General features: G+C 62.2%; 19 protein-coding genes. 10 read left to right on the top strand and 9 right to left on the bottom strand.

Annotation, left to right across the window (positions count from 1 at the left end):
• Positions 1–55: 55 nt before the first annotated feature.
• Entirely contained in the window at positions 56–1399 is a 1344-nt protein-coding gene (locus J2X43_RS01150) for an adenylate/guanylate cyclase domain-containing protein (RefSeq protein WP_112386648.1), read from the bottom strand.
• Positions 1400–1814: 415 nt separating this feature from the next.
• Here J2X43_RS01150 and J2X43_RS01145 point away from each other — a divergent pair, with 415 nt between their 5' ends.
• Together J2X43_RS01145 and J2X43_RS01140 are read left to right on the top strand one after the other, a co-directional pair.
• Positions 1815–3185, top strand: coding sequence for a nucleotide sugar dehydrogenase (locus J2X43_RS01145; protein ID WP_112386649.1), 1371 nt, complete (start codon positions 1815–1817; stop codon positions 3183–3185).
• 354 nt (positions 3186–3539) lie between these two features.
• Positions 3540–4370 carry an MBL fold metallo-hydrolase gene (locus tag J2X43_RS01140; RefSeq protein ID WP_112386650.1) on the top strand — a complete coding sequence of 277 codons (831 nt, stop codon included), beginning with the start codon at positions 3540–3542 and terminating at the stop codon, positions 4368–4370.
• Here J2X43_RS01140 and J2X43_RS01135 read toward each other — a convergent pair.
• Positions 4367–5119: a polysaccharide deacetylase family protein gene (locus J2X43_RS01135; protein ID WP_112386651.1), complete on the bottom strand. Its 753-nt coding sequence runs from the start codon at positions 5117–5119 to the stop codon at positions 4367–4369. The two genes, J2X43_RS01140 and J2X43_RS01135, sit on opposite strands and share 4 nt — an antisense overlap.
• Positions 5116–6204, bottom strand: coding sequence for a glycosyltransferase family 4 protein (locus J2X43_RS01130; RefSeq protein WP_112386652.1), 1089 nt, complete (start codon positions 6202–6204; stop codon positions 5116–5118). Before J2X43_RS01130 ends, J2X43_RS01135 begins: the two co-directional genes overlap by 4 nt.
• A 193-nt stretch (positions 6205–6397) precedes the next feature.
• Here J2X43_RS01130 and J2X43_RS01125 point away from each other — a divergent pair, with 193 nt between their 5' ends.
• Positions 6398–8116: an adenylate/guanylate cyclase domain-containing protein gene (locus tag J2X43_RS01125; protein WP_112386653.1), complete on the top strand. Its 1719-nt coding sequence runs from the start codon at positions 6398–6400 to the stop codon at positions 8114–8116.
• Positions 8116–8994 carry an FkbM family methyltransferase gene (locus J2X43_RS01120; protein ID WP_112386654.1) on the top strand — a complete coding sequence of 293 codons (879 nt, stop codon included), beginning with the start codon at positions 8116–8118 and terminating at the stop codon, positions 8992–8994. The genes J2X43_RS01125 and J2X43_RS01120 overlap by 1 nt, the downstream gene beginning before the upstream one ends.
• Here J2X43_RS01120 and J2X43_RS01115 read toward each other — a convergent pair.
• On the bottom strand, positions 8991–9896 hold the full coding sequence (locus J2X43_RS01115; RefSeq protein ID WP_112538735.1) for an NAD(P)/FAD-dependent oxidoreductase: 906 nt from the start codon (positions 9894–9896) through the stop codon (positions 8991–8993). The genes J2X43_RS01120 and J2X43_RS01115 overlap by 4 nt on opposite strands.
• A gap of 128 nt (positions 9897–10024) precedes the next feature.
• Here J2X43_RS01115 and J2X43_RS01110 point away from each other — a divergent pair, with 128 nt between their 5' ends.
• The gene (locus tag J2X43_RS01110) at positions 10025–10489 is read left to right on the top strand and encodes an Rrf2 family transcriptional regulator (RefSeq protein ID WP_112386746.1); all 465 of its coding nucleotides are present in this window, start codon (positions 10025–10027) and stop codon (positions 10487–10489) included.
• A gap of 3 nt (positions 10490–10492) precedes the next feature.
• On the opposite strand, the gene J2X43_RS01105 is transcribed toward J2X43_RS01110, so the two are convergent.
• Complete coding sequence (locus J2X43_RS01105) at positions 10493–10972, bottom strand: class I SAM-dependent methyltransferase (protein ID WP_112386656.1); 480 nt, start codon at positions 10970–10972, stop codon at positions 10493–10495.
• Positions 10973–11095: 123 nt separating this feature from the next.
• Between J2X43_RS01105 and J2X43_RS01100 the strand changes: the two genes are divergently transcribed.
• The 4 genes from J2X43_RS01100 to J2X43_RS01085 all read left to right on the top strand — a co-directional run bounded on the left by J2X43_RS01100 (position 11096) and on the right by J2X43_RS01085 (position 16152).
• The gene (locus tag J2X43_RS01100) at positions 11096–12274 is read left to right on the top strand and encodes a DUF3095 domain-containing protein (RefSeq protein ID WP_112386657.1); all 1179 of its coding nucleotides are present in this window, start codon (positions 11096–11098) and stop codon (positions 12272–12274) included.
• A gap of 125 nt (positions 12275–12399) precedes the next feature.
• On the top strand, positions 12400–13509 hold the full coding sequence (locus tag J2X43_RS01095; RefSeq protein WP_112386658.1) for an ABC transporter ATP-binding protein: 1110 nt from the start codon (positions 12400–12402) through the stop codon (positions 13507–13509).
• A complete protein-coding gene (locus J2X43_RS01090) occupies positions 13502–14461 on the top strand; it encodes an ABC transporter substrate-binding protein (protein WP_112386659.1) in 960 nt (319 codons plus the stop codon). Before J2X43_RS01095 ends, J2X43_RS01090 begins: the two co-directional genes overlap by 8 nt.
• Positions 14462–14472: 11 nt before the next feature.
• Positions 14473–16152, top strand: coding sequence for an iron ABC transporter permease (locus J2X43_RS01085; RefSeq protein WP_112386660.1), 1680 nt, complete (start codon positions 14473–14475; stop codon positions 16150–16152).
• Here J2X43_RS01085 and J2X43_RS01080 read toward each other — a convergent pair.
• Positions 16149–16916, bottom strand: coding sequence for an SDR family oxidoreductase (locus J2X43_RS01080; protein WP_112386661.1), 768 nt, complete (start codon positions 16914–16916; stop codon positions 16149–16151). The two genes, J2X43_RS01085 and J2X43_RS01080, sit on opposite strands and share 4 nt — an antisense overlap.
• A gap of 116 nt (positions 16917–17032) precedes the next feature.
• Between J2X43_RS01080 and J2X43_RS01075 the strand changes: the two genes are divergently transcribed.
• A complete protein-coding gene (locus J2X43_RS01075; protein WP_112386662.1) occupies positions 17033–17518 on the top strand; it encodes a GNAT family N-acetyltransferase in 486 nt (161 codons plus the stop codon).
• A 3-nt stretch (positions 17519–17521) separates the two neighbouring features.
• Here J2X43_RS01075 and J2X43_RS01070 read toward each other — a convergent pair whose 3' ends face one another.
• The 3 genes from J2X43_RS01070 to J2X43_RS01060 are packed head-to-tail and all read right to left on the bottom strand — an operon-like array spanning position 17522 to position 19987.
• A complete protein-coding gene (locus tag J2X43_RS01070; protein WP_112386663.1) occupies positions 17522–18238 on the bottom strand; it encodes an ABC transporter ATP-binding protein in 717 nt (238 codons plus the stop codon).
• On the bottom strand, positions 18219–18983 hold the full coding sequence (locus tag J2X43_RS01065) for an ABC transporter ATP-binding protein (protein WP_112444355.1): 765 nt from the start codon (positions 18981–18983) through the stop codon (positions 18219–18221). Before J2X43_RS01065 ends, J2X43_RS01070 begins: the two co-directional genes overlap by 20 nt.
• A complete protein-coding gene (locus J2X43_RS01060; protein WP_310290149.1) occupies positions 18980–19987 on the bottom strand; it encodes a branched-chain amino acid ABC transporter permease in 1008 nt (335 codons plus the stop codon). Before J2X43_RS01060 ends, J2X43_RS01065 begins: the two co-directional genes overlap by 4 nt.
• Between the last annotated feature and the right edge of the window lies 1 nt (position 19988).

Raw genomic sequence — 19988 nt, 5'->3', positions numbered from 1 at the left:
AATTTGGCGCTTTAGCGCTGATATTCAAGCAAAAATCGGCCTCTTTGAAGGCCACTTACTGAACGAACCTTTCAACCATCGGACGCTTCTCCTGCTTCTTCGCGTCACGATGCAGCAGGATCACCTGTTCGGCTTCGGACAGCCCATTCTGGGCGACGTCCTGGAAGGTTCCGCCATCGGCGAGCGGCGGCGGCGTGATGCGCGGCTGCAGCACGGTGACCTTCTGGCGGATGCCGCGCAGCTTTTCCTCGCCGAGCGTCGTCCATTCGCCGCCGCAATAGCCGGCGAACGCCTGGCTGGCGACAACCTCACGATTATACTTCTTGGTCAGCGACTGCAGGCGCTGGACTTCGTTGACGGCCGAACCGAAGGCCGAGAACGTTAGCCGGTCCTTCAGCCCGACATTGCCGAACATGACGTTGCCGATATGCAGGCCGATGCCGTAGCGCACCGGGCTCATGCTTTTTCCGGCGCGCTCATTGTTGAGCTCGGCAACACGCGACTGTGCCTGATGGACGGCCGATAGTGCTGCTTGTGCCGCAATCTTTGAAGGATCCTTGTGGCGGCCGCATGGATAGACGGCGAGAAAGCCGTCGCCGAGGAAGCTCAGGATCTCGCCGCCATTGCGGTTGAAGGGTGCGGCAATCGCGTCGAAGAACTCATTCAGCGTATCGATATAGGCCTGGCGGCCCTCCTTTTCGGCGAACATCGTCGACTGGCGCATGTCGCCCATGACGAGCGCGGCACGGATCGTCTCGCCGTCGCCGCGGCGGATCTGGCCGTTCAGCACCCGCTTGCCGGCATCGCCGCCGAGATAGGTGGTCAGCATATTGTTGGCGAGCTTGCCGAGCACCGCCATCTTGGCGGCGACGGCCAGATGGTTCTGCATGCGCAGCAGCGCTTCGATCATGTCGTCGGAAAAGCCGGAATGCGCGTCCGTCGACCACGAGCCCATCATGCCCTGTACGGAGCCATCGCCGAACGGCTGCACGAAGGCGAGATAGTCGGTGATCTTCTCCTTGCGGAGATCGTCGAAGATCGGGAATTCGGCCGGTCCTTCCTGGCTCATCCGGCGGCGAATGTGCTGCAGGTTGTTGTCGAGCAGGTAGTAATAGGGGCTTTGGAGGAAACGATCCGGCTTGGCGCCGGCCGAATGCCGGTAACCCTCGATGGTGACGCCACTCGAGCGCCGCCAGGTGAAGCTCAGCGCATCATAAAGCGGATGCAGCATTGAAAAGGTCAGGTGAACGCGGGCGATCGGCAGACCGGCAGCGGCGATGCGCTCGCAAAAACCACGAACGATATTCTCCAGATCATCGCCGGCCAGCGAAGAATTGGTCAGCCATTCGGCGACGCGGTCCAGAAGAATGGAGGACACGCTGGATTCGATGGTGCTCATTTTTGGTATTATCCTCATCAAGCACGTCCGTTCCTGAAAGCGACGAAAAACCTGCCTGCAGCGCGGTCACGCGCAGGGCGGGGGGCAAGATGGACGAGCGGTATTATTGTGTCAACGATCTGCCGAAGACCCGGCAAACCTACCTGTCAGAGCCCGAAAAGAGCGAGGACGGGTGTCCTTTCTGGTGGTTCATTATCCTAATCAGATAGGCATTTGATCGATCCGAAACAATGCTATCCGGATAATTTTCTGCCTCCGGTTTCGATGTCTGCGGCCAGCGAGTCTTTTCGGCCACAGTGCAAAAGAGGTGCGATGCGATTACGGCTTGTATCGGGCAGCGCCGATCACGACCGCTTCACCATCCTGTCAGGCAGAAGGCGGGTTTAAATCATTGCGATCTTGCATTATCTCACCCATGACTTTCCTCGTCAGAAGAGACCCCGTCTTGGCCACCTCGCAGACATCAGCCGCCCTTTCCGCAAAGATCAGCGATCGCACCGCCCGCGCCGGCATCATCGGCCTTGGCTATGTCGGCCTGCCGCTGGCCATGGCGATCGCCCGCAGCGGCTTTCCGGTCACCGGTTTCGACATCGATCCGAAGAAGATCGTCGCGCTTGATGCGCGAAAATCCTACATCGATGCGGTGACCGATGTGGCGCTCGCCATTGAGATCGACGCAGACCGCTTTTCGGCAACGACCGATTTTGCCGGGCTGAAAGCTTGCGATGTCATCGTCATCTGCGTGCCGACGCCGCTGACCAAGCACCGGGATCCGGATCTTTCCTATGTCGAGGCGACGTCGCGCGCCATTGCGGAACACCTTCGGCCGGGCCAGCTGGTCGTGCTGGAATCGACCACTTATCCGGGGACAACCGATGACGTCGTCAAGGTAATCCTCGAAAAGACCGGTCTGAGGTCGGGCGCCGATTTCTTCATCGGCTTTTCTCCGGAGCGCGAAGACCCCGGCAACCAGCATTACAACACGGCGACCATTCCCAAAGTCGTCGCGGGTGACGGGCCGGATGCGCTGGAGCTGATGACGAGCTTCTACGGGGCGGCCGTCTCGACAGTCGTCCCTGTCTCGTCGAATGCGACCGCTGAAGCTGTCAAGCTAACGGAGAACATCTTCCGCTCGGTCAATATAGCGCTCGTCAATGAACTGAAGACCGTTTACGCCGCCATGGGTATCGACGTCTGGGAAGTGATCGACGCCGCCAAGACCAAGCCGTTCGGCTATATGCCGTTCTATCCCGGTCCCGGTCTCGGCGGGCACTGTATCCCGATCGATCCCTTTTACCTGACCTGGAAGTCGCGCGAATACGAGCTTCCCACACGCTTTATCGAGCTGGCCGGTGAGATCAATTCCGCAATGCCGCGCTATGTCGTCGGAAAGCTTGCCGAGGCACTCGATATCCGCGCCGGCAAGGCGCTGAGCCGCAGCAAGGTGCTGGTGATCGGTCTTGCCTACAAGAAGAACGTCGCCGATATTCGTGAGAGCCCGTCGCTCAGGCTGATCGAGATCATTGAGGAGCGCGGCGGCAAGGCCGACTACAGCGATCCTTTCGTGGCCGAAATCCCGCCGACGCGCGAATACCAGGCGCTGAAGGGCCGGAAGTCCGTTGAGATCAGCACCGAGACGCTTGCGGACTATGATGTAGTTCTTATCGCCACCGATCATGACGCGGTTGACTACGGCGTGCTGGCTAAGAGCGCGCCTCTGATCGTCGATACGCGCAATGTATTCGCGCGCCTCGGCCTGGCTGGCGATCACATCATCAAGGCGTGATCGCAGGGTGCTTGGCCCGGTGCCTATTCTTTCCAGCACTGAGATCAGTCCTCTGTAGACGAAGGTCGCATTAGGCTCCAATTTGCAATTTGCGACATTAGAACCCATCTAATGTCAGGAAACACGGATCCGTTCTCCGCCATTTGCAGGCCCAGCCGCTTCCGTTTACCGAAAACAAACCATATCCAGTTGCAATCCAAGGCGAAAACCGCTTGCTTAGGAAAATCTACTTGTTCTGCCTGTAGCGGTAGGCGGATTGGTAAGGAAACGGCATGTCCGTAGCATGGTGCTCTTCGCAACCAGATCAGTTTGTGGTTACGATCGCATCCACGGGAACGTCCGATCGACGAAAGAATGAGCAAAGAACTATTTCAGGTTAAGTTTTGGGGCGTCCGGGGCAGCATTCCGGTTTCGGGACCCGAGTTCGATCACTATGGTGGCAACACCACGTGCATCGAAATCCGTTGCGGCGCCCACCGTATGATTTTCGACGCGGGCTCCGGCCTGCGCGAAGCCGGGCTCGCGATGCTCAACGAGAGCGTCAGCGACGTCGATCTGTTTTTCAGCCACTGCCACTATGACCACATCATCGGTCTGCCCTTCTTCAAGGCTATCTATTACCCGTCGATCCACCTGAACATCTGGTCAGGACATCTGGACGGCAAGATGACCACCAAGGAGATGGTCAACCAGTTCATCAGCCCGCCCTGGTTTCCGGTGAAGACCGATATTTGCCAGGCGACGATGGATTTCCGCGATTTCCACGCCGGTGAAGTCCTGTCGCCGCGCGACGGCATCAAGATCAAGACCTACATGCTGAACCATCCGGGCGGCGCCATCGGCTACCGTATCGAATGGGGTGGCCGGTCCGTTGCGCTGATCTTTGATATCGAGCATATCCCGGGTTCTTACGATCCGGTGTCGCTGGAGATGATGAAGGACGCCGATCTGGCGATCTACGACTGCACCTATAACGAAGACGAGATGCAGCGCTTCAAGGGTTTCGGTCACTCGACATGGCAGCACGGCGTCGAGCTTGCCAAGATGGCGGGCACGAAGCAGTTCGCGCTCTTCCATCACGCGCCGTCGCGTACCGACCAGCAGCTCGGCCAGATGGAGCGTGAGGCGCAGGCCGCTTTCCCGACATCCTTTGCCGCCCGCGACAATCAGGTTATCGATATCTAGGTCTTGAGCAAGCTGGCGGCGGGCGTCCAGGCGACCGCCTTGATCCCGGCTGTCTCCCTGAACAGCGCATCGCAGAAATTCCAGGCTGCGGCGTCATGGACGAGATGGTGCGTCAGAAGACCGATCGGCTCGTCGCTGCCCTCGAAGCGGTTCTGCAGCTCGGCGACCAGTTCTGCAATCAGCTCTTCTTCCGGCCGCCCGCCGCGGGTACCATGCCAATCCATGATATCTACATGGGTATTCAGAATGCCGATCGGCTGGCCCGGCGCGGCTTGTCCATAGGTGGAGAGGCTTTCGAAGCCGAGTGCGGAAAGCTTCGGGATCAGCGCATCGTCGATCCGGTTCCACGGCGGCACCAGCATCGGCACGAAAGACGTCTCGTGAAGCTGCTTCAGATTGAGGAAGCCGTGATAGAGCTCGCCAAGCACCGCCTCGGCCAGGCGATGGCTGCCAAGCTCCTGCTTCTTCTCCTCCGCCGGGGCGTGATTTTGATGCGCCCAGCCATGAACTGCCACGGCTGCATGTTTCTCATTGGCCAGGCGCTGCGAGAGCGCCGGTCCGGTCTTCGCCGGCACCACAGCAAGCGTCACCGGCACGTCGTAGCGATTGGCAAGCCCCAGCAGTGTGTCGAGCGCGCCGGTCGGTTCGATCGCATCGTCATCGCGCCACCAGAACGCCGCGGTGCGGCCCGCGGCAGTCCACCGCGCCAACTCGCCGCGAAGGGGTTCCCAGGCCGTATTGCCGCTCATCGCTTCACTCCTGCATAGGTCTTCAAGATATCGTCGAGGGCCGCTGCCGCGGTTGCGATCGACCGCTCTTCGAGAACGAACCGGCGCGCTTCGGCGCCCATCTTACGCCGTTTCTCCGGGCGCTCCAGCAGCTCACGGATCGCGACTGCATAGGCCGCCACGTCGCCTTCAGATGTCAATACGCCGGTGGAGCCGTTGCCGATCACTGCGGGGACACCCGCGGTCTCCTGGGCGACGGCGGGAAGTCCGGCGGCCTGCGCCTCCAGATAGGCCAGGCCATAGGCCTCACCGCAACCCGGCCAGACATATATCGCAGACTGCTTCAGCAGCGCAGCGATCTCCACCGGGCTGCGCTCACCGCACCACTCGATGCGTCCGGGCTCGAAACCGACAAACAGCGCTTCGACAGCATTCCTTTCAGGACCGTCACCGGCGATCGCCAGCGTCCAGGCCGTATCGCGGATCTGATGCAAAGCGGCCGCGAGCATCGCATAGCTTTGCATCTTGTCGCCCGGGCGCATCATCGCGACCGCGATCAACCGCGTTGGATCGGCAACCGTGCCGGGCTCCGCATAGAGCGCCGGATCGATGAATGGCTGGATCGAGGCCATGCGTGCCTCGGGAATCGCCCGCTCGACACCGGCGCGGTCCCGCGCCGTCATCGCGATGTTAACCGCCGCCTGCCGGATAGCGCTGGCGACCAGCGCCTGTGCCGGCTGCCAGGGGCCTTGATCACGCTTCGGCGAATAGGATGCCTCGACGGTCACATAGGGAATGTCGAGTTCACCGCAAAGGACGGGACCGAACGGATCCGGCGATTTGTAATAGGGGTGGTAGCAAAACCAGAAGTCCGGCTTAGCGCCGGCAGCAAACTCTGCCCGCAGCCGCTGCAATTCGCTCTGGCGGCCCTCTTCCAGGAGCGCTGCGGCCTCCGGTGTTGCGGCGAAATTCCGGAAGCTGGAGACGAGTTCGACCTCATGGCCTGCCAGATCGAGCGCGCGCATCAGAAGCCTGCCCATCAGCCGGTCGCCGGAGGGGACGGGATGGCCGGGAGACTTCAAAGGCGCGTAAAAGGCAATCTTCATCAGCGAGCGCCCGCCGAGACAGAGCGTTTCCAATTCCCGATCCAGCCTGCGGCGAAATTCTGCGCTATGGTCCGCTTCCTTAAGAGTTGCTGATAAACATATAGAATGTGATCGCAGTTGAAGAAGGCGGCATTCCGCTTCTCTTCGAACATCTCTATTGCATAAGAGATTCGATCTTCAAGAACGGGAATGAATGGCCGCCGTCGCAGACACAAGCATTTTCACCGAGCGGAACATCCGGCGTGCCCGGCTGGGCGCCGGGCTGATCATGTTCCTGTTCGTGACGCTGCATCTGTCGAACCATGCGCTCGGCCTGATTTCGGTCGGAGCCGCCGAAGATGGCCGCCGGCTGTTCATGATGCTGTGGCGTAACCCGGTCGGGACGGTTGCTCTTTATGGCGCCATCCTCACCCACATGACGCTGGCGCTGCGCTCGCTTTATATCCGGCGCAGCCTCGTCATGCCAAAGGGTGAGCTGGCGCAGATCGCCCTCGGCCTGGCCATACCACTGATCATCATGGACCATGTGATCGGCACGCGCATCGTCCACGAGCTGTTTCACTACTCCGACAACTACGAAACGATCGTCAGTCTGTTGTGGATCAATTCGCCAAGTTCGGGTGTGCGCCAGGCACTTGCGGTCGTCGTCGTCTGGACCCACGGATGCATCGGCCTGCATTTCTGGCTGCGCTATCGCCCGTGGTATCAGGCTTTTTCGCCGCTGCTTCTGGCTTTGGCAATCCTGCTTCCGGTGCTCGCCCTTCTCGGCTTTGCCGAAATGGGCCGGACGATCGCCGAGCCTGCCTATGAGGGTCTCGTCGATACCGGCCACTATCTGCAGAACCTGAACCGCCGCTACTATTCCGACCCGGAAGCGCAAAGGCAGATCGCCTTGATCCGCGCCGGTCTCTACAGCAGCTTTTCGCTGGCGCTGCTCTCGGTCGTCCTCGCCCGCAGCCTGCGCAAATGGAAGGAAGCCACCGATCAGATCGCCGTCCACTACCCGGCTGGTGAGACCATCCATGTGCCGCGCGGCTTCACCGTGCTGGAGGCGAGCCGTCTTGGCGGCTTGCCGCATTATTCTGTCTGCGGCGGCAAAGGGCAGTGTTCCACCTGCCGCGTGCAGATCCTCAGCGACTATGAGAGCCTGCCGCCACCCGACAAAATGGAACAGACGACGCTCCGGCGGATCAATGCCGCCCCGGATGTCCGGCTTGCCTGCCAGCTGCGGCCGAACCATGACCTGACCGTCGTGCCGCTGCTGATCCCGGCAACGGAGGCGACTCTACCTGCCAACACGCAGGAAACGAGCCCCGGCCGCGAGCGGGATATCGCGGTACTCTTCTGCGACATGCGCAATTTCACGGCGCTGACGGAGCCCCGTCTTCCCTTCGATATCGTCTTCCTGCTGAACCGCTATTTCGCGCTGGTCGGCAAGGCTGTCGAGCAGGCCGGCGGCCGCGTCGACAAGTTCATCGGGGACGGCGCCATGGCGCTGTTCGGCATCAACACCTCGCCGGAAGAGGGCTGCAGGCAGGCGCTGAAGGCGGCCGCGACCATCGCCGAAGAGATCGAGAAGCTCGGTCATGAACTGGCCGAGGAGCTGTCGATCCCGTTGCAGATCGCTATCGGCATCCACACCGGTCCGGCAGTCGTCGGCACGATGGGATACGGCCGCGTCCGCAGCCTGACCGCCGTCGGCGATACCGTCAACGTCGCCAGCCGCCTCGAGCATGCCGCCAAGGAATTCGACGCGGCGATCGTCATTTCCGAACCAGTCGCCGAGCGCGCCGGCGCCGACATGACCGGCATCGAAAGCCACGAGATCAACGTCCGCGGCCGGGCGCTGCCGCTGAAGGTCTTCGTGATTCCCAAGGACAAGGCGGCGCTGCCGCTGCAAGGAAAAGCCTGATGGCCGCCAATGCGCTGCTGACGCAAAAATACTGGATCAAGCGGCTTCGCAAGATGCGCAATGCCACTGCTGCCCGCTTCTTCGATACCCGCCTTGGCCGCCGTCTGCTGATCGAAAGCATCGGGCCGCGGGTACTGACGATGACCGTCGATGCCGGCGACCACCGCATGACCTTTTCGCCATCCGACTATATCGGCCGCAAGGTCTTCCGGAAGGGGCATTTCGAGCGTGATCATGTCGACCGGTTGCTGGCCGTGCTCCGGGAGCGCGGCCTGTCGCGCAAAGACAGCGTGCTGCTGGAACTCGGCGGCAATATCGGCACCCAGACCGTCTATTTCGCGCTGAGCGGCGCCTATTCCCGCATTGTCAGCGTCGAGCCGGATCCGCGCAACTTTCCCCTGCTGCAGACGAATATCCGCCAGAACCGGCTGGACGGGATCGTCACACCGGTCAATTGTGCCGCAGGAGAGATGGCAGGCGAGATCGACTTCTTCATGAACGCCGCCAATCATGGCAAGAGCAGCGCGATTAGACAGAGCCCGTCCGATATCAAGATCAGCGTTCCCGTCCGCCCGGTCGCGGCAATCCTTGGCGATCTCGGCCTCGAACAGAGCGCCGTCGGTCTGGTCTGGATGGATATCGAGGGATACGAGCCCGTCGCCTGCCGCTCGATGACCGAGCTGATGAAGCGGCGCGTGCCTCTATACATGGAGTTCACGCCGCTCTTTTACGGCCCGGATCAGACCCGCGATTTCATCTCCACCCTGGCTTCCTTCTACGAGAACTGCCTCGTGTTTTTCGAGGAGGGCGAGCAGCAGATGAAAGTGCGCGAGCTGCCCGGCGGTATCGACCAGTACGACGTGCTGTTTCTACCCTAATGCGCCATACCCAGCGCCAGCGAGTGGTGGCAATGGACGCCGGCAAGCACGCCGGAGGCTGAGGCCAGTGTGGCGTTGTGCATCGGGTTCGTCGCGTCGCCTGCGGCGTAGACGCCTTTCACTGTGGTTTCCTTGCGCTCATCGAGACGAATGACAGGGCCAAGCGGCGCATCGTCAAATTCGCAGCCGAGCTGTTCGGCAAGCGGGGTGGCCATCGATACTTTGGGCGCGACGAAGATCGCCGAGAGCGGTACGACACGGCCATCCTGAAGCCTGACAGCCTCGAGATCTGGCGCGGTGCCGAGGAATTCGACGATCGGGCTGCTTTCGACGCGAACCTGACGGGCCGCCAGTTGCGCCAGCTGCTCCTGATCAGGCTCGACGAGGCCCTGCGAGAAATAGGTGGCCGGACCCCAATCCGGGATCAGCAGCGCCGCGTGAATCGAGAAGGGATGACTGCCGAGCACGCCGAGCGCACGATCGCGCACCTCGTATCCGTGGCAATAGGGGCAATGAAGCGCCGAGCGGCCCCAGCGTGCGGCAAGCCCCGGAATATCCGGCAGCGTATCCCTGACGCCTGTCGCCAGCAGCAACCGGTCGGCGCTGAACTGCCGTCCATCCGCCAGCACCACATTGAATTTGCCACCGGTCTTTTCGGCGGTGATCGCTTCCCCTTCGGCGAAGCTCACCGTCGGATAGGCCGAAAGCTGGCGCTTGCCCTCCAGCATGATCGCGGCCGGGGTCATGCCGTCCTGGCCGAGAAACCCGTGCGATGCCTCGGCGAAGCGATTGCGCGGACGCCCGGCATCGATCAGCAGGATGCTGCGGCGGGCGCGGGCGAGCTGCATGGCGGCGGAGAGCCCGGCAAAATTGCCGCCGATGACGATTGCTTCATAATGCATGATGTCGCTCCTTCTTGCATTTCACGCATCTACATAGGTTACGTGAAATGATGTCGTCAAGTCCTACGTCACTTGTGTTGTTACGAATGGCATGGGATAGTGCGGAGTAGACGCATACGAGGATGATGATGAGAAGTGACAGCCGCCTGTCCCGCATGCTGCATGTGCTGCTCCACATGGATCGGTATCAGAAACCGGTGACATCCGAGATGATCGCCGGGATGCTGAGCACCAATCCCGTTGTCGTCCGCCGCACCATGGCGGGGCTCAGGGATCAGGGATATGTGCGCTCGGAGAAGGGTCATCATGGTGGCTGGACGCTGGTCAAGCCACTGTCCGAGATCGCCCTGCTCGATGTCTATCAGGCGATCGGCGAGCCGGAGCTGTTCGCCATCGGTCCGGCATCCGATCATCCGGAATGCCTGGTCGAACAGGCGGTCAACAATGCCGTCGGCGACACCTTGCGGGAGGCCGAGGCGCTGATCCTCGCCCGGCTGAAAGCGGTGACGCTCGGCGATCTCGCCGGCGAATTCGAGCGCCGCTACGCGAAGCTCGGCGCGTCCGGCCCAATGCCGGAGATCTGTAGCGACTGAAAGCTATGTGCGGCGGTAGAGGAAATAACGCCCGGATTTGATGCCGTCAGGCAGCGGCAGGGGATCGAGTTCAGGCCGGTCGAGCGGCAGGCCGGAGACGGCAATGCCGCCGGAGCGCAGAACCCCGGCCATCAGCTGCGGCAGCCAGGTCAGGGTCACGGCATCGATATCGTCGTGACCGGTGCCGATATCGGCATGCGCAAGCGCCGCGTTGACGCCGAGAAAACGCTGCCCCGTCTCGCGGATATCGCCGGTCACCATATCTTCGGCGGGCGGCGTCGAGGCGGAATAGGAGCGGACCTCGCGGTCGAAGGCGATGATGCGGCGGCCGGCGAAAATCTCGCGTAGATGGTCGTAGGTCCGTCCGTTGCCGAGGCCGAATTCGATGACCGGGCCCTCAAGCGGCCCGACCAGACCGACGATCGAATTCAAGATATCGCGCTGAGCCGTCAGGCGGCGGATGAAGCTGTCGAGGCGGCTCATCTATGTCCTTGTCCGTCATTCATTTATCTTGCGGTGCTATCACACGAAACTGTGCGAAGTCGATTGCCGTAACTCCTGAAATGGCGTTGCCGCCGCTACAACTGTCTGTGATAAGGTCGGGTCATGAGCGCCGCTTCCAACGATCAGTTCTTTGCTTCCGTGCCGGTCTTTGCCGAGTTCAAGGGTGTGGCCGATACTGGCAATTACCGCCCCCTGCCCGAGGGATGGATCCTGGCGCTGGCCGACATCGTCGGCTCCACCAAGGCGATCGGTGACGGGCGCTACAAGGACGTCAACATGGCGGGCGCTTCGGTGATTTCCGCCGTGCTGAACGCTGTCGGAAAGGGTGACTTTCCCTTCGTCTTCGGCGGCGACGGTGCGATGATCGCCCTGCCTGCATCGCATGAGGATGCTGCCCGCGCGGCACTTGCCGCGGTCCAGGTCTGGGTGAGGGAAGATCTCGTCCTCGACCTGCGGACCGCGATCGTTCCCGTTGCCGATATCCGCAAGGAAGGGCTGGATGTGCGCGTTGCCCGCTATTCGGCAAGCCCCTACGTGACCTACGCAATGTTTGCCGGCGGGGGCAACAGTTGGGCCGAAAAGCAGATGAAATCGGGACGCTACGGCGTTGCCGCAGCCCCCGCGGGCACCCGGCCGGATTTGGCCGGTCTCTCCTGCCGCTGGAACCCGATCGAGGCCGAGAACGGGGAAATCGTCTCGATCATCGCCGTTCCCGGTGAAGCGGGCTCCGGTCCGGAGTTCCAGTCGCTGGTCACCGCCATCGTCGCCATCTCGTCGGAACAAGGCCGCGGCGGCCATCCAGTGCCTGCAGACGGCCCGGACCTGTCTTTCTCGAGGAAGGGCATCGAGCGCGAGGCCAAGGCAACCGCGGCGGCTGGCAGGCAATGGCGCCAAAAACTGTTCATCATGCTGCAGCTGGCACTGACCGTGATTTTCTTCAAGCTGTGCATCCCCTTCGGCAGGTTCGACGCGCGTCAATACAAGCGCGACGTCGCCGGAAATTCCGATTTCCGCAAATTCGACGACGGACTGAAAATGACGATCGATGTCGATAGCGCGCGGTTCGAGCGGATCGAAGCCCTGCTCAAGGAGGCGCAGAGCAAGGGGATCGCCCGTTACGGCCTGCACCGGCAGGATTCGGCGCTGATGACCTGTTTCGTGCCGACGCCGATGTCGCGCGACCACATCCATTTCATCGACGGCGCCAGCGGCGGCTATGCGGTCGCCGCCAGCAAGATATCGGGCAAGACATTGGGGCCGATCGAATTGCTGGATCGCTGACCACCGGACCTCGCGTCCAAGAGCGCATCAACCCATTGTCATGAAACTGAAATCGAACTGTCGCAAAGCTGTCATCCGGCCTGCCTAAATGTCGCCGTAATTTCTGAAGCGACATCCGGTTCCCCATGAACGCCCCCGCAATTCCGTCGAATACCGCCGTTTCCGCGGCCGGGCTCGAATTGAGCTATGGGCAGACGCGCATCCTCAAGGGGATCGACATCTCTCTTCGCAAGGGTGAGACATTGGCGCTGCTTGGCCCATCAGGCTGCGGCAAGACCACGCTGCTCAGGCTTGTCGCCGGCCTGCTGGCGCCGACGAGGGGCCATATCGCCATTACCGGGCAGCGCGTTGCAGGCGAGGGCACCTTCGTGCCTCCGGAGCGCCGCGGGCTGGGCATGGTCTTCCAAGATTATGCGCTCTGGCCACATCTGACGGTTGGCGGCAATGTCTCGTTTCCGCTTGAAATGCGCGGCGTCGGAAAGGCCGAGCGCCGGGAGCGGACGATGCGGGCGCTGGACAAGGTCGGGCTTGCAGCCTTTGCCGACCGCCGTCCGAGCGATCTTTCCGGCGGCCAGCAGCAGCGCGTGGCGATCGCCCGTGCCATCGTTGCCGAGCCGCAGCTGATCCTTTTCGATGAGCCGCTTTCGAACCTCGATCGCGAGCTGCGCGAAAACATGGTCGGTGAGCTTGCTGATCTGATTGCGACATTGGGGCTGACGGCGATCTACGTCACCCACGATCACAGCGAGGCGCTGACGCTTGCCGATCACGTTGCGGTGATGCGCGGCGGGCTGATCGAGCAGCTTGCTTCACCCGATATGCTGATCGAGCGCCCTGCGACGCCTGAGGTTGCCGACTTCCTGCGGCTCGGCTGTCTGGCCGATATCGAGCGCCGCGGTGCGATCTGGTTTTTCAAGGACAGCGATGTGGCGTTAATGCCGGCCGAAGAGGCGGCGGCGCGCAGCGCCCGCATCCTGATCCCGACCGCCGGGATTTCCGCATCTGGAGACGCCCCCGATCGTCTGAGCGCCGAAGTGCTGCGTTCGCAGTTTCGCGGCGACGGCCATCTGGCCACGGTTTCGCTCGCCGGGTTGCCTGGCGTCGAGCTGCAGGTGCTCAGCCGTCTCAAGCTGCGCCCCGGCGAACGCATAGGCCTTGCCGTCGATCCCACGCAGATCCGCTTTTTTGAACAGACTGCCGATAATTCAAAACAGGAGAGACTCGAAAATGTTTAAGTCTTTGAAGAGCATCACTTTTGGCGTGGTTGCTGCCGCGCTTATGGCGGGCGTCGCCCATGCCGACGTCACCGTTTACACCGCTGGCCCGCAGAGCCTGATCGACAAGCTGTCGGCTGGCTTCACCGCTCAGACCGGCGTCAAGGTCAATGTTTTCCAGGCAACGACCGGCAAGGTCATGGCCCGTATCGAAGCCGAAGCTGCAAACCCGGTCGTCGATGTCGTCATCTCGGCTTCCTGGGATACGGCAAACGATTTCGCCAAGCGCGGCTGGCTCGTCAATTATGCAAGCCCGAACGCTGCCAAGGTTCCTGATTTCCTGAAGTCGGAAGGCGCCGTTGCGCAAGGCATTTCGGCTCTGGGCATCGTCTGGAACTCGAAGAGCGGCACGCCAAAGCCGTCTGAATGGGCCGATCTCGCGAAGTCTGAATACAAGGACCTCGTCAACATTCCGGATCCCGCGCAGTCTGGCTCGTCCTTCGAGCTGACCGCCGCTCTCGGTGGCCAAGACGACTGGAAGCTGTTCAAGGATCTGAAGGCCAACGGTGCCATCATCGCCGGTGCCAATGCTGACGCCCTCAACCCGGTTCTGCAGGGTGCCAAGGCCGTTGTCTTCGGCGCGGTCGACTACATCGCGCTTGCCGCCCAGAAGAAGGGCGAGAATATCGAAGTCGTGTTCCCGGCTTCGGGCACCGTCATCGCGCCGCGCCCGGCTATGATCATGAACTGGTCCAAGAACCAGGACGATGCCAAGAAGTTCATCGACTACATGCTCTCGGACGAAGGCCAGAAGCTCGTTGCCGGTGAGATGCTGATGCCGTCGCGCACCGATATTGCGGCTGCCCGCCCGCTGATCAGCGATCTGAAGCTCCTGAAGTATGATACGGCCGCCGTTTACGGCAAGCGTAAGGAAACGCTGAAGTCCTTCGCAGAACTCTACGGCGCCAAGTAAGGTCTGACGAGATGAAAGCGAACGGCATCGGCGGCACGGCTCCGGCCGCCTGGCTGGCAACAGCGGGTCTCATCCTCGTCGTTGCCGTTCCCTTCATCGCCGTCGTCCTGCAAGGCATCTTTCCCCAACTTGGACGGGGCTCGTTTGGGAGCCCCTTCTCCTCGCTCTACGCGACGCTTGCCGATAGCTCGCTGATCCGAATGGGCGGCAATACCATCCTGCTCGGCGCGTGCGTCGTCCTGGCTTCGGCGCTCGTTGCCGTGCCGCTCGGCGTCTTTCGCGCCCTCTACCGCATCCCCTTCGCGACCCTCTGGGATGTGGTGCTACTCGTCCCCTTCATGATCCCGCCTTATATCGCCACACTCGGCTGGATCATGACGCTGCAGCCGCGCGGCTATCTTGAGCAGCTTGCCGGCTTCAACCTGGCGCCCTTCCTGTTCTCGCTGGCCGGCATGACCGTGGTCATGGCCTTCAACACGTTCCCGGTCGTCTATTTCGCGGTGTCGCGCACTGTCGAGGCCGTCGGTGCCCGCTATGCCGATGTCGGCCGTGTTTTCGGCGCCAGCCCGGCGCGCGCCTTCTGGCGCATCACCCTGCCGCTCTCCGCACCCGGCCTGACGGCCAGCCTGATGCTCGTCTTCGCCGCAGCGATCGAAGAATACGGCACGCCCGCGGCACTTGGCCGCCGGGTCGGCTTCCAGGTGCTGGTGACGGGCATCGACCTTCGCGTCACCGACTGGCCGATCGATCTGCCGGGCGCTGCGATCCTCTCGCTGGTGCTCGTCGCCATGTCGCTCGCCACCTTCCTGCTGCAGCGCTGGATTCTGGCGCGCCGCTCCTACCAGACGGTTGGAGGCAAGCCGACCGCGAAAGACAAGCGGCCGCTCGGCGCGCTGAAGGTCCCGGTCATGATCAGCTTTGCCGTTGTCGCTTTCCTCGCGACAGGCGTGCCGCTTTTGGCGATCCTTGCAACCGCGCTGGCGCGCACCATTTCCGGCGGTCTTGCGCTCGACAATGTCAGCCTCGACAATTTCATCGCCGTTTTCAGCAACAGTGCCGGTGCCGTCACCGCGCTGATCAACAGTTTCTCGCTCGGCATCGGCACGGCTGTTATCACCGGCCTCGTCGGCGTCACCGCCGCTTATACCGTCGTGAAGACGAAGATGCGGGGCCGGATGGTGATCGATATCATGACCATCCTGCCGAACGCGCTGCCCGGCATCGTCGTCGCTGTCGGGCTGATCCTCGCCTGGAACATGCCGGGCCTGCCGTTCACGCCCTACAATACCGGCTTCATCCTGCTGCTCGCCTATTGCTGCATCCTGCTGCCGCAGCCGGTGCGCTACACCGCAGCCGCCTTCCAGCAGATCGGTGACAATCTGGAAGCCGCCGCCCGCGTCTGCGGCGCCAGCGGCACCGTGGCCTTCCGGCGCATTCTGCTGCCGCTGGTCTTCCCGAGCCTTGCCTCCTCGATGCTGCTGGTCTTTGCACTGGCCTCGCGCGAGCTTGTCGCATCCGTCGTCGTCGCCCCGGTCGGAATGCAGACGATCGCCACCTTCATCTGGCGGCAGTTCGAGCAGGGTTCGATCGGCCTCGGCATGGCCATGGCCTTCATCGCCATCTGCATTACCACGCTGCTGCCGCTCATCCTGATGCGGCTGATGCGGCGCGGAAATATCGCCGCCGATTAGAGACTGGTGGTGATCCCGCCATCGACCATCAGCATATGGCCGTTGACGAAGGACGAAGCCTCCGAGGACAGGAATACCGCAGCACCCACCAGCTCCTCGACATTGCCCCAGCGCCCGGCCGGCGTGCGCCCTTCCAGCCAGCTGGAAAATTTCGGATCATCGACCAGCGCCTGGTTCAGTGGCGTCTTGAAATATCCGGGCGCAATCGCGTTCACCTGCAGACCGTACTTGGCCCAATCCGTCGCCATGCCGCGCGTCAGGTTCTTCACCGCGCCTTTCGTCGCCGTATAGGGCGCGATGCTCGGGCGGGCGAGTTCGGCCTGAACCGAAGCGATGTTGATGATCTTGCCGCGTCCGCGGCTAATCATCGCCTTGGCGACCGGCTGGCTGACATAGAAGACGCTGGAGACATTGGTCTTGAAGATCTCGTCCCACTTCTCGACCGGAAAATCTTCGAGCGGCGTGCGAAACTGCATGCCGGCATTGTTGATGAGGATATCGATCGGCCCGATTTCCTCTTCGATATAGGCAATGCCGCCGCGCGCCGCCTGCGCGTCCGTAACGTCGAAGGCGGCGCTCAGCGCATGATGACCCTTGCCCCGGATCACTTCCGCCGCCTCCGAAGCCTTGCTGGCGTTGCGGCCGTTGATGACCACGGACGCCCCATGCTCGGCCAGCCCGAGTGCCAGCGCATAGCCGATGCCCTGGCTGGAGCCGGTGATCAACGCACGTTTTCCGGTGAGGTCGAATAGGGGGAAGGACAAGCGGGATACTCCTCTTTGGCCTGCGATCAAAGAGGAGTCGGCTCGCCAATGCAAGCCGCGGCTTTGACGCAAGTGTTGCTATTTGCTACCCGATTTGCTGCTATTAGAGGACAGCGATGAAGCTTCGCGAAGAAACCGCAGCCGATATTCCGCTCATCCGGGCGCTGATAACCCGTGCCTTTGCGCCGATGCCATTCAGCAGTCAGACGGAGGCGGCGATTGTCGACGCCTTACGCGACCGCGGTAAGCTCAGTGTCTCACTGATTGCCGAAGATGAAGGGAATGTCGTCGGCCATGTTGCATTCTCCCCAGTGGCGATCGATGGCGCCGATCTCGGCTGGTACGGGCTCGGCCCTATTGCCGTTGCACCGGAATGGCAGGGACAGGGAATTGGACGCGCGCTGATGGACGCGGGCCTGGCGCTTGGTGCCAGAGGCTGCGTTCTGCTTGGTGATCCGGCTTTCTACAGCCGCTTCGGCTTCCAGGCAGATGCGAAACTAACGCTTCCGGGCGTCCCGGCCGAGTATTTTCAGGCAGCGACTTTCAGCGGTGACACACCGTCGGGCGAGGTGACATATGACGAGGGCTTTTCCGCGAGCTGAGCGTTAGTGCAGCCCACCTACGCCGAGCAGCCGTTCCACCGAACCATGATCCTCAGACAGCGCTGCCGGCGTGCCACTCCAGGCGAGCCTTCCGCGTTCCAGGATGATGACCTGGTCGGCGAAATCGAGCGCGCTCTGGATGCGCTGCTCGACCAGAACGATTGTCATATCTCCGGTCTTGGCGAGTTCGGCAAAGGCAGCCATCAGTTCCTCGCAGATGACGGGCGCCAGGCCCTCGAGTGGCTCGTCCAGCAGCAGCACCGAAGGGCGGCCGAGGATCGAGCGGGCGGTGGAGAGCATTTGCTGCTCGCCGCCGGAAAGCTGGTTGCCGAGATTGCGGCGGCGTTCCTTGAGGCGCGGAAACATCTGGTAGGCTTCGTCGAGCGCTGTCTTCGGGCGTCCCTTGAGGCCGACGAAGAGGTTTTCCTCGACGGTCAGTGTCGGAAAGACGCAGCGCGCCTGGGGCACGAAGCCCAGCCCCTGATGCGCGCGTGCGGCGCTCGGCATCGCCGTCACGTCGGTCGAACCCAGCCGGATGCGGCCGTCATAGCGTTTCGTCTGCCCGGCAAGGGTAGCGAGCAGCGTCGTCTTGCCCATGCCGTTGCGGCCAAGCACGGCGAGGCGGGCGCCTGCCGGGACCGAAAAGGACACGCCTTCGAGAACGCGGGTCGGGCCGTAGCCGGCCGACAGGTTTTCCACCTCAAGCGGCGTGGCTGGCATTGGCATAGCTCCCGAGATAAGCCTCGCGCACGCGGGCATCCTTGGTGACGTCGGCGGGCGAGCCGTCGAAGATGATGGCGCCGGCGGCAAGCACGATGACGCGCCTGGCGAAGCGGAAGACGAGGTCCATGTCGTGCTCGATCATCAGCACCGCGAGATCGGCAGGCAGATCGGCCAGCGCCTGTTCGATGCGGCCGGTATCGCTCTGCGGCACACCGGCGGCGGGTTCATCGAGCAGCAGCACCTTCGGCTTCAAGGCCATGGCGACGGCGATCTCCAGCAGGCGCTGCTGGCCATAGGCGATCTCGCTGACCTTGCGGTGCATGAGGCCTGTCAGCCCCAGCGTCTGCAACATGCCCGCAACTTCGTCCATGACGCCGGGCATCGACAGGAAGTTTCCGAACATCCGGCCGGTCTTCCCGTCGCGCTGCAGGATGGCAAGTGCGACATGTTCGGCTGGCGTCATCTCCTGGAAAAGGCGGGTCACCTGGAAGGAACGGACCAGACCGCGTTTCACGCGCCCGGCCGCATCGACCTTCGTCACCGTCTCGCCGCCGAGGCGGACTTCGCCGGAATCGGGGGCCAGATTGCCGGTGACCAGATTGACGAAGGTGGTCTTGCCGGCACCGTTCGGCCCGATCAGCGCCACCCGGTCGCCCGGATGCATTGCAATCGACACGTCGTTGGTGACGGCAAGGCCGCCGAAAGATTTCTTCAGGTTGGCGACTTCGAATACGGCGCTCATTCGCCTGCCTCCTTGCGACGAGAGAGGACGGCAGCAGCTGTGCCGTAGAGCCCCTTTGGTGCGAAGAGCACGACGGCGATCAGCAGTGCGCCGACCATCGTCAGCCAGTGGAACGGGTTGGCGGCTGAGACGTAGTCCTCGAACAGCATGAAGATGACGGTGCCGGAGAGTGCGCCAAACAGCGAGCCGGTGCCGCCGAGCACGAGCATGACCAGGCTTTCGGCCGAGAGCGTGAAGGACAGGCTGTCGAGGCCGACCACCTGCGTCGAGATCGCCGTCAGCGCGCCGCCGATGCCGGCCACCGCACCCGAGATGACATACATCTTCATCAGCGCAGCCTTCGGCGATGCGCCCATGGCACGGATGCGCAACGGGTCTTCCTTGATGCCGCGGCAGAGCATGCCGAAAGGCGAGCGCACCAGGAGGCGAAGCAGGATGAAGACGGCGAGCAGCAGGATAACGCCGAAGATATAGGCGGTATGCCCGTAGAGATCGAATTCGAAATAGCCGAGCACCGGATCGGCCGAAATACCGGAGAGACCGTCGCTGCCGCCGGTCCAGGAGGACGCCTTGTTGGCGAATTCATGGAACAGGTTGATCAGCGCGATCGACAGAACCAGCTGCGGCAAGCCGTGGGCGCGCAGGATGACGGCGCCGCAGATCAGACCGGCAATCGCGCCGCCGGCGATACCGGCAAGCGCCATCAGCAGCGGATCGGTGATCCCGTAATGGGCCGAGACGATACCGGCGGCATAAGCGCCGGAACCGAAGAGGGCTGCATGGCCGAGGGTCGCCACGCCGCAATAGCCGGTCACGAGATCGAGCGACAGAACGAGCAGCGCGATGGCGATGATGCGGGTCAGCAAAGCCAGATTATCAGGGAAAAGCAGATAGCCGATGGCGGCAAGCACGATGATTGCCGCAACGCCGGCGAAGTCTCTCCCCGCCGAGCGATGGCGGCGTGCGGCAGCGGCGGCCGTGTCAGTGTTCATGGCGAGCGTCATC

Origin of the sequence: Rhizobium sp. BE258, assembly GCF_031457345.1 — a bacterium.
In the GTDB taxonomy this organism is placed as follows: Bacteria; Pseudomonadota; Alphaproteobacteria; order Rhizobiales; family Rhizobiaceae; genus Rhizobium.
Note: the sequence above shows the minus strand (reverse complement) of the source record. Positions and strands in the feature narration are given on the sequence as shown.